The organism is Acinetobacter proteolyticus, from assembly GCF_000367945.1.
GTDB classification, from domain to species: domain Bacteria; phylum Pseudomonadota; class Gammaproteobacteria; order Pseudomonadales; family Moraxellaceae; genus Acinetobacter; species Acinetobacter proteolyticus.
This window is the reverse complement of the sequence record NZ_KB849179.1, coordinates 1,491,211-1,499,458: the sequence shown is the minus strand read 5'-3', so window position 1 is coordinate 1,499,458 and position 8,248 is coordinate 1,491,211. Positions and strand designations below refer to the sequence as shown.

9 protein-coding genes and 1 pseudogene are annotated in these 8,248 nt (G+C 39.1%); 5 read left to right on the top strand and 5 right to left on the bottom strand.

The window, feature by feature from the left end:
• The 4 genes and pseudogenes from F993_RS20740 to F993_RS09785 all read left to right on the top strand — a co-directional run.
• Window positions 1-105: pseudogene (locus tag F993_RS20740) on the top strand (RNA chaperone Hfq); the annotation flags it as partial.
• A gap of 80 nt (window positions 106-185) precedes the next feature.
• Window positions 186-1,043, top strand: a complete 858-nt coding sequence (locus tag F993_RS09775; RefSeq protein ID WP_004654363.1) for a DMT family transporter — start codon at window positions 186-188, stop codon at window positions 1,041-1,043.
• A gap of 33 nt (window positions 1,044-1,076) precedes the next feature.
• Window positions 1,077-1,664, top strand: a complete 588-nt coding sequence (locus F993_RS09780) for a TetR/AcrR family transcriptional regulator (RefSeq protein ID WP_004654360.1) — start codon at window positions 1,077-1,079, stop codon at window positions 1,662-1,664.
• A gap of 78 nt (window positions 1,665-1,742) precedes the next feature.
• Window positions 1,743-2,369, top strand: coding sequence for an NAD(P)H-dependent oxidoreductase (locus tag F993_RS09785; RefSeq protein ID WP_004654358.1), 627 nt, complete (start codon window positions 1,743-1,745; stop codon window positions 2,367-2,369).
• Window positions 2,370-2,431: 62 nt separating this feature from the next.
• On the opposite strand, the gene nfsB is transcribed toward F993_RS09785, so the two are convergent.
• From nfsB to F993_RS09805, 4 genes are all read right to left on the bottom strand, one after another.
• Window positions 2,432-3,085 (bottom strand): oxygen-insensitive NAD(P)H nitroreductase, encoded by a 654-nt coding sequence (gene nfsB / locus F993_RS09790; RefSeq protein WP_004654356.1) that lies wholly within the window; start codon window positions 3,083-3,085, stop codon window positions 2,432-2,434.
• Between the two features lie 168 nt (window positions 3,086-3,253).
• Window positions 3,254-3,691 carry a hypothetical protein gene (locus F993_RS09795; RefSeq protein ID WP_228254115.1) on the bottom strand — a complete coding sequence of 146 codons (438 nt, stop codon included), beginning with the start codon at window positions 3,689-3,691 and terminating at the stop codon, window positions 3,254-3,256.
• Window positions 3,692-4,159: 468 nt separating this feature from the next.
• Complete coding sequence (locus F993_RS09800) at window positions 4,160-4,876, bottom strand: UDP-2,3-diacylglucosamine diphosphatase (RefSeq protein WP_004654351.1); 717 nt, start codon at window positions 4,874-4,876, stop codon at window positions 4,160-4,162.
• Window positions 4,877-4,962: 86 nt separating this feature from the next.
• A complete protein-coding gene (locus tag F993_RS09805; protein ID WP_004654349.1) occupies window positions 4,963-5,472 on the bottom strand; it encodes a peptidylprolyl isomerase in 510 nt (169 codons plus the stop codon).
• A 167-nt stretch (window positions 5,473-5,639) separates the two neighbouring features.
• Between F993_RS09805 and F993_RS09810 the strand changes: the two genes are divergently transcribed.
• Window positions 5,640-7,367: a glutamine--tRNA ligase/YqeY domain fusion protein gene (locus tag F993_RS09810; RefSeq protein WP_004654347.1), complete on the top strand. Its 1,728-nt coding sequence runs from the start codon at window positions 5,640-5,642 to the stop codon at window positions 7,365-7,367.
• A 107-nt stretch (window positions 7,368-7,474) separates the two neighbouring features.
• On the opposite strand, the gene F993_RS09815 is transcribed toward F993_RS09810, so the two are convergent.
• Window positions 7,475-8,185, bottom strand: coding sequence for a glutamine amidotransferase (locus F993_RS09815; protein ID WP_004654345.1), 711 nt, complete (start codon window positions 8,183-8,185; stop codon window positions 7,475-7,477).
• Window positions 8,186-8,248: the final 63 nt, after the last annotated feature.

Below are 8,248 nucleotides of genomic sequence, written 5' to 3'. Positions count from 1 at the left end.
GGTGGTCAAGGTGGCTTCGGTGGTCAAGGTGGCTTTGGTCATCAAGGTGGCTTCGATGGCGAAACTAAATTTGAAGATGGTCAAGAAGACGAAAACAATCGTTAATTGATTGATGATCTTTAAGAAAATGCCAGTCTTGTAATCGACTGGCATTTTTTTGTCTTTAAAAAGCAAGAATAAATACTATGGAAATGATTATTGCTGCGGCGTGTTGTAGTGTACTGGTCTCGATTTTACTGAAATACTTAAAAGCAAAGGGCTTTGATGTTTTTCAAATGATTGCGTGGAATTATTTAAGCGCAAGTCTTTTATGTTTTTATTGGTTTAAAACAGATATTACCCATATTTCATTCAATCATACGCCGTGGTGGCTGATTTTTGTGCTCGCAGTATTATTGCCAAGTATATTTTTATGTCTAGCCAAATCTTTACAATTTGCCGGTATTTTAAAAACTGAAATTGCCCAACGTTTGGCGGTCATACTGTCGTTATTGGCAGCCTATTTTATTTTTGGCGAGCAGTTTAGCCAATTAAAATTAATTGGTGTGGTGCTGGGGATCATCGCAATTTTAGCGATTATTATTGGACAGGCCACGGAGCAGACAAGTAAAGGCATAAATTTAAAATCAGCCTTGTTTTTGTTTAGTGTCTGGGCGGGTTATGCTGCGATTGATGTATTACTAAAATATAGCAGTAGTCTAGGTTTACAGTTTGCTGTCACGTTGAATTTAACGTTTATTGCCGCCTTTATTTTATCTATTGTTTATATTGCGATTACCCAGCCGAACTGGCAGCCTAAAAATATTTTTATGGGTTTAGTTTTAGGTGTACTGAATTTTGCCAATATCGCCTTGTATGTCAAAGCGCATATGATTTTCAAAGAAACGCCAGCCATTGTTTTTGCGGGTATGAATATTCTTGTCGTGGTACTTGGTGTTCTTAGTGGCATAGTATTATTTAAAGAACGCTTAAAAGCCTATACCTGGATTGGATTGATCTGTGGTGTGGTTGCAGTCCTGTGTTTAGCCAAAGCAATGATGTAAAGCGATTTGGTTAAATTTGATGGAAGTAAAATTATGACTGGTAAGAGACTGAGTAAAGAAGAGCGCAGACAACAATTGTTGCAGGTGGCCCGTTCAATTATTCGAACTCAAGGTGTAGAAGCCCTAACTCTGGGATATTTAGCAGAGCAAGCTGGTATTACTAAGCCAATTGCATATCGACATTTTATTGACCGCGAAGGGTTGTTGATTTCGATTTATCAGGAGTTTGATGATAAACAGACTGCTGAGCTTAATCGGTCTTTAGCTGCCGAAGCAAAAACCTTACAGCAAACCATTCATATTTTTTGTGACGCTTATTTAAGTTGTTTTATCTCAACGGGTCCAGAGGTTGGATTGGTGATTGCGGCTTTGTCTGGTAGTGATATCTTGCAAAACTATTTTCAGCAATGTCAGCAAAAATTCACAGAAATTTTTAAACAAAGCATCCATCCATTTATTCAATTGGATGGAAAAGAGGGTGAGGCGATCGTGATCGCGATCATGGGCTTGATTGAAACGGTATCGACAGCAGCAAGTAAAAATCAAATTGATGCACTGACTGCACAGCAGGTGATGGAAAATTCACTTTTAGTTATTTTACAAGATTATTCAGCGACCTAAATACAGACATTAAAAACCGAGTTGACAGCATAAGTTACTATTGGTAACTTATGTAAATCATCTATTCGGAATGGATCTATGTCTAATTCAAATAAACTCCAGCATGCTTTGATTGTCATAACGCATCCAGATACACAATCACTTTCTCATCAGATTGCACAGTATATTTCTCATGATTTAACTGATAAGGGAGTTTCAGTAGAAATTGCCGATTTATATAAGGAAGGTTTTCAAGCTTTGATGACGCTTTCTGATATTGAAGCTTATCGTGGTCGTCAAGCTTTGGATGCAGAGGTCCAATTCGAACAAGCACGATTTGATCGCGCGGATGTTGTCTATTTTATTTTTCCTGTGTATTGGTGGTCGGTTCCAGCTTTCTTAAAAGGTTGGTTTGAACGTGTATTTAGTCAGGACTGGGCCTATAAATACGATGAACAGGGCAATCTATTGGGTACTCTAAAAAATATTCCAGTTAAACTGATTGGGACTGCAACAGGGACGCAATCTGGGTATGATCGGCACGGTTATACGCAAGCGATTCACAAACAAATCGTGGAGGGTATTTTTGCCTATTGTGGGATTGATGACGTCCAAACCTCGATGCTATTTAAAGCAGATTTTATTCAGGCCGATGATCTGAAGGTCTTCTTTGAAGAATTAGACCAGACTGTTTTAAGCCAATCTCAAATCAATACGAATGCGTAATGCTAAGCCCTAACAATAAGGTTTAACTAGTTATTATTAGGGCGTTCATTCAATAAGTGCTGTTATAGGCGAGTAAAAACCACTTCATCTGGTAGTCGTGATTTCGGCAGTTTGGCATTGAAATCACTGTCACTGCGATAACCGAGTGCAACAATTACAGAGGCTTTTAAGCCTTTTTCAGCCAAACCAAATTCTTTATTTATGAGCTCTCTATCAAACCCTTCCATAGGTGTTGCGTCGATTCCTTCTAGACCTGCTGCAAACAACAGTTGTCCGAGTGCAAGATAGGTTTGGTTTTCCATCCATGCCGGAAGATTTTTCAGTTCATTACGATAGAATTCAACATAACCAGAACGGGTAGCACGTTGTCCTTGTTTGGCAGTTTCATCTTTAAAGCGACCACTGGCATCATCTTGCTGTAATAATTGTTCTAAGTATTCAGCAGAAATATCGGTACGCGTGCAAAATACTAAGGTATGTGAAGAATTGAGAACTTTGGCCGCGTTATACACATAATTTCCAGTCAATGCCGATGCGATACGCTGCTTTGCTTGATCAGATTCAGCAACCAAGAAGTGCCAAGGCTGAATATTGACTGAAGAAGGGCTGAAACGTAAAATTTCTAATAATTTCTCAAACTGCGCCTGAGGAATTTTTTTCTCTGCATCATAAGCTTTTGTGGCGTAACGTGTTTTTGCCGTAGCTAAAGTATCCATCCGTCATTTACTCGATTTTAAAATTTAAGGCTGTACTAGATTAGCATAATGCAAATCTAGTACAGCCTTAAATTTTTATGAAACAAAGCTACTTATCTTAAATAACTTGGCAGGAACATGATTTTGATATCATGTCCTGCCATTGTTATTTACCCTATATTTGTAAATTTATTGTCCATAGATCCAAACGATATCTTTTTTATTTAAACAATCATAATAAGGAATGTTTAAAGTAGAGATCGCATTATCTACTGAAGTTGCATGTCCTGTTGCCATGATTTTTTGGCCAATTTTAAGTTCAATATTTCCATCTGAAATAATATTATTTTTTACTTTAAAACTATTTGGAAAAATAATAGGAATATCTCTCTGTCCAGTCGAAATATAGATACACTTATTTATATCCTTCTGAAGTACACCCAAAATAAAAGTGAGTCGGGACCCTTTGCCCATTTTCTGGTATGTCATTAAGTTGATTTCATTCTGTGAAATATTTTCTACCTGAGGTATAGGAGTGCTTGCAGATTTCGATTTAGTGGTACAGCCACTAAATACAAAACAAGAAAGCCCTATTATGAATAGTTGGGGTAATTTATTGTGTAACAATGGCAGTACCTTTTAAATAATCGAGACTTGTATAGATCGCTGTAGAGGAGATCCTACCTCTGGTAGCTACTCTTCCACCAGATGGCACTACACTAATCTCAACAGGGAACAGCTAAAAGATCTTCTGCTATTTGTTTTGCACAGCCTTTATCCGATTTAACATTGACTTTTGCATGTCCTGTTTTCTCATCGTCATAGACTAATTGTAGTTCTGGGAGTGATTTTTTAGCTGCTCTCGTTTAGATTCAATATTCTTTAGTCGAAATAATTAACAAAGTGAGAAAAGACATTCTTTTTAGCATCGAAAATTCATCCTGAATTGTGTTGTGTAAATTCAATATAGATGAGCATTGTTAGGTTACGCTAAAATAAAATGAAACTAAAAATTGCAGCTATGTGATATGGGGAGTAAGTTTTATTTAAAGAAATTTATATTAATTTATTGATTTTACTTATATTCCTTGTGTGTTAATAATGCCACTGTTTAAAATCTAATTGATAATTTTCTTGTGGGCTGAGTTCTAAGATCCAAGCTGAATCAGCTCGCCAATCGCCTAAAACAATACGCTGTTTATTCAGGACATGGTGAATCTCTGGACGATGGGTATGACCGTGAATTAAATAATCGACGTGTTCAATCACGGATTCTACTGCTTGAGCATTAACATCCATGATGTCATAGCTTTTCAGCTGTTTGGTTTCGCTACTTTTTTTACGGAAACCATTGGCAAGTTTTTGTCTAAAGCTCAATGGGGTGCGTTTTATTAGCCCCAATAATACGGGATTACGAATCACTTTGCGAAAACGTTGGTAGGCAACATCATCGGTACAGAGCGCATCGCCATGTTCCAGTCGGAACGTATGTCGCTGAATATTTAAGGTATAAACGTCAGGCAGTAAAATGCCATCGAATTGTTTTAAGAATTTTTGACCTAAGGCAAAATCTCGGTTCCCAACTTGGAAATAAACTTGATTGTTCGCTGCGGTGAATTTTTGCAAAGCACTGACAATTTCATCTAACCATGAGGCAGTGTAATCATCACCAATCCAAGCATTAAACCAATCACCCAAAATATAGAGTTGTGTGTTTTTATGCTGGTATTGTTTCAATAAAGCTAAAAACCCTCGAACGAGTCGAGGGTGATCAGGTGACAAATGTAGATCTGAAATAAACAGGTAGGTCACACTTTTATCCTATTTTATAATCCCTCCCAGCCTCCCTTTACAAAGGGAGGAGTTTCCCCTCTTTTAAAAGAGGGGTTAGGGGAGATTTATTCAGAGATAATTTTAGCAGATTCAATTACAACGTTCTCTAAAGGAACGTCTGCGTGATAACCACGGTTACCCGTACGTACGCCTTTAATCGCTTCTACAATGTCCATGCCTTCAACAACTTTACCAAATACTGCATAACCCCAGCCTTGTGCTGTTTTACCAGTGTGGTTTAAGAAAGAGTTGTTTTTAACATTGATAAAGAATTGAGCAGATGCAGAGTGCGGAGCTTGAGTACGCGCCATTGCAATTGTACCTTCATCGTTGCTTAAGCCGTTGTCAGCTTCGTTTTCGATTGAATCACGTGTTGCTTTTTCTTTGAAGTTTTCATCCATGCCACCGCCTTGGATCATAAAACCATCAATCACGCGGTGGAAAATTACGCCGTCATAGAAACCGTCACGTACATATTCTAAGAAATTTGCAACCGTTTTTGGTGCTTTTTCAGCGTTAAGCTCAAGAACAATACGACCTTTGTTGGTGTTTAATTCGACTTGAGGAAAACTCATTACATTAATCTCCTAAACATGGGCAAATTGACCATGGGTTTTTGGTTGAGAGAAGCATAAGCAAACTGTAAACTACAAGGCAAGTAAAAAACGTTAAAATCTTTCATAAATAGCAAAGATTGCGTTTTTATTTCCCATTTTTAACTGTAAGAAGTGATTTACACCCTATGAAGCCAAATGATGTTGTTTCTGAACTGCCAAAGACCCCGACGCCGAATGCCCATGCCTCTGTCGATGCCGTGCAGCAAGAACAACAGGCAGGCTTAGACTTTGTACGTCAAGTCATTACCGATGATTTAAAAGAAGGTCGTACCCAAAAAGTTGTAACACGTTTCCCGCCTGAGCCAAATGGTTACCTACATATTGGTCATGTCAAAGCAATTTGTTTGAATTTTGGTATTGCCGAAGAATTTGAAGGTTTATGTAATTTACGTTTTGACGATACCAACCCAGATGCCGAAGAACAAGAATACGTTGATGGTATTGCCAATGATGTGAAATGGTTAGGCTTTAACTGGAATGGCGAGCCGCGCTATGCCTCTGGTTATTTTGATCAACTCTATACATGGGCCGTTCAGTTAATCGAACAAGGTGATGCCTATGTGGATTTGCAAACTCCAGAAGAAATCAAGCTGAATCGCGGTAATTTCGTTGAGCCGGGTAAAAACTCACCTTATCGTGATGCGACTGTTGCAGAAAATCTTGCGCGTTTTGAACAAATGCGTAATGGTGAAATCCAAGAGGGTGGAGCTGTACTTCGTGCCAAAATTGATATGGCCAGCCCGAACGTACATATGCGTGATCCGATTCTTTATCGCGTCCTGCATTCAGAGCATCACCAAACGGGTGATAAGTGGAAAATGTACCCAATGTATGACTACGCTCATCCATTGTCTGATGCGATTGAAGGTATTACCCATTCACTCTGTACTTTAGAATTCCAAGATCATCGTCCATTCTATGACTGGATTGTGGAGAAAGTTCACTCGCAAGCCGTTCCGCGTCAGTATGAATCATCACGTTTAAACATTGATTATACGATTACCTCTAAACGTAAATTGCGTAAATTGGTTGAAGGCAATTATGTACAGGGTTGGGACGATCCACGTATGCCAACAGTCGTTGGGATGCGTCGCCGTGGTTTTACCGCAGAAGGTTTACGCGATTTCTGTAAGCGTGTTGGTGTATCGAAAACGGATGGTATTGTTGATGTGGCAATGCTTGAGTTCTGTATTCGTCAGTCATTGGAAAATACCGCAGCACGTGGCATGGCAGTACTCAATCCATTGAAAGTGACATTGACCAATTTACCTGAAGAATTGGATCTCACGCATGCACGTCATCCAAACGTGGATATGGGCGAACGCATTATTCCGTTAACGCGTGAACTTTATATTGATCGTAAAGACTTTGAAGAAGTACCACCGAAAGGCTTTAAGCGTCTGATTCCTGATGGTGAAGTGCGCTTACGTCATGCCTATGTGATCAAGTGTGATGAAGTGATTAAAGATGCCAATGGTGAAGTGATCGAACTTAAATGTTCAATTGACCCTGAAACTTTAGGTAAAAACCCTGAAGGGCGTAAGGTGAAAGGGGTTGTTCATTGGGTCTCTGCGACCAAAGGTGTACCTGCGGAAGTACGTATTTATGATCGTTTGTTTAACGAAGCAGCACCAGATGCAGATGATGATTTCCTTGCACATTTAAACCCAGAATCATTGCAAGTGGTTCAAGCAGTGATTGAGCCAGCTTTGGCAGAAGCAAAACCTGAAGATCGTTTCCAGTTTGAACGTGAAGGTTATTTTGTTGCGGATCAATATGATCATCAAGCTGAAAAGCCTGTGTTTAACCGTATTCTGGATCTGAAAGATAGCTTTAAAGCTGACAAAAAGTAAGTGGGAGTTAAATTCTCCTCACTGAGGGTTTGGAGAATTGGATTTAGACTGAAAAAAGCCCAGCGATTTAATGTTGGGCTTTTTTTACAGTTCTAAATAGGAAGCTTTTAAACATTCAGATGGTCTAAGAACGTTTGAATTGCAAGTCGGCACTGTTGCTCCAATTGTGCTGCATAAGCCTGATTATCTTGACGCAATTGAGGAATGGATAAACCCGCATGACGTATTTCACAAGTATGTCCAATGAGCCATTTTTCAAAATTTTCTTCAGCGATTTCAAGATGGAACTGCAAGGCCAAGATATTATTACCGACAGAAAAAGCTTGGTTGGGATAGATTGCCGAACTTGCCAATAAGGTACTATTTTCAGGTAAATCAAAAGTGTCGCCATGCCAGTGCAGCACTTCGACATTTTCTAATGCGGCTAAGGGATTCGTCTCAAGCACTTTAATGTCTAATTTGCTCCAACCAATTTCTTTTTGGTGTCCAGCATAGACTTTTGCCCCGAGTGCATGTGCAATCAGCTGTGCACCCAAACAAATTCCGATGGTGGGTTTATTGGCTTTTAAGCGTTGTTTTAACCCTGCAATTTCATCCACTAAAAACGGGTAGTCTTCGGTTTCATAGACGCCGATTGGACCGCCGAGAATCACTGTTAAGCCATCATAATTAAGTGCAGGACTCAGGTCATCAACACCCGCTTCGAAATAACGGACGCGAAAACCCAACTGATAAAAAATATCTTCTAATGAACCTAGGTCTTCAAAAGCAAGATGTTGAATGGCGTAAACGGTTTTTAGATGGGTGGCGAGGGTCATGACCGAGTACCAATGAATAAAAATTATGTTGTATCTTAAATCATTTTTAAGATCGATGTGTTG

Bases quoted from the DNA above. Each gene is read 5' to 3' on its own strand.
- F993_RS09775 (WP_004654363.1), top strand. From the start codon at position 186: ATGGAAATGATTATTGCTGCGGCGTGTTGTAGTGTACTGGTCTCGATT.
- F993_RS09780 (WP_004654360.1), top strand. From the start codon at position 1,077: ATGACTGGTAAGAGACTGAGTAAAGAAGAGCGCAGACAACAATTGTTG.
- F993_RS09785 (WP_004654358.1), top strand. From the start codon at position 1,743: ATGTCTAATTCAAATAAACTCCAGCATGCTTTGATTGTCATAACGCAT.
- nfsB (WP_004654356.1), bottom strand. From the start codon at position 3,085: ATGGATACTTTAGCTACGGCAAAAACACGTTACGCCACAAAAGCTTAT.
- F993_RS09805 (WP_004654349.1), bottom strand. From the start codon at position 5,472: ATGAGTTTTCCTCAAGTCGAATTAAACACCAACAAAGGTCGTATTGTT.
- F993_RS09810 (WP_004654347.1), top strand. From the start codon at position 5,640: ATGAAGCCAAATGATGTTGTTTCTGAACTGCCAAAGACCCCGACGCCG.
- F993_RS09815 (WP_004654345.1), bottom strand. From the start codon at position 8,185: ATGACCCTCGCCACCCATCTAAAAACCGTTTACGCCATTCAACATCTT.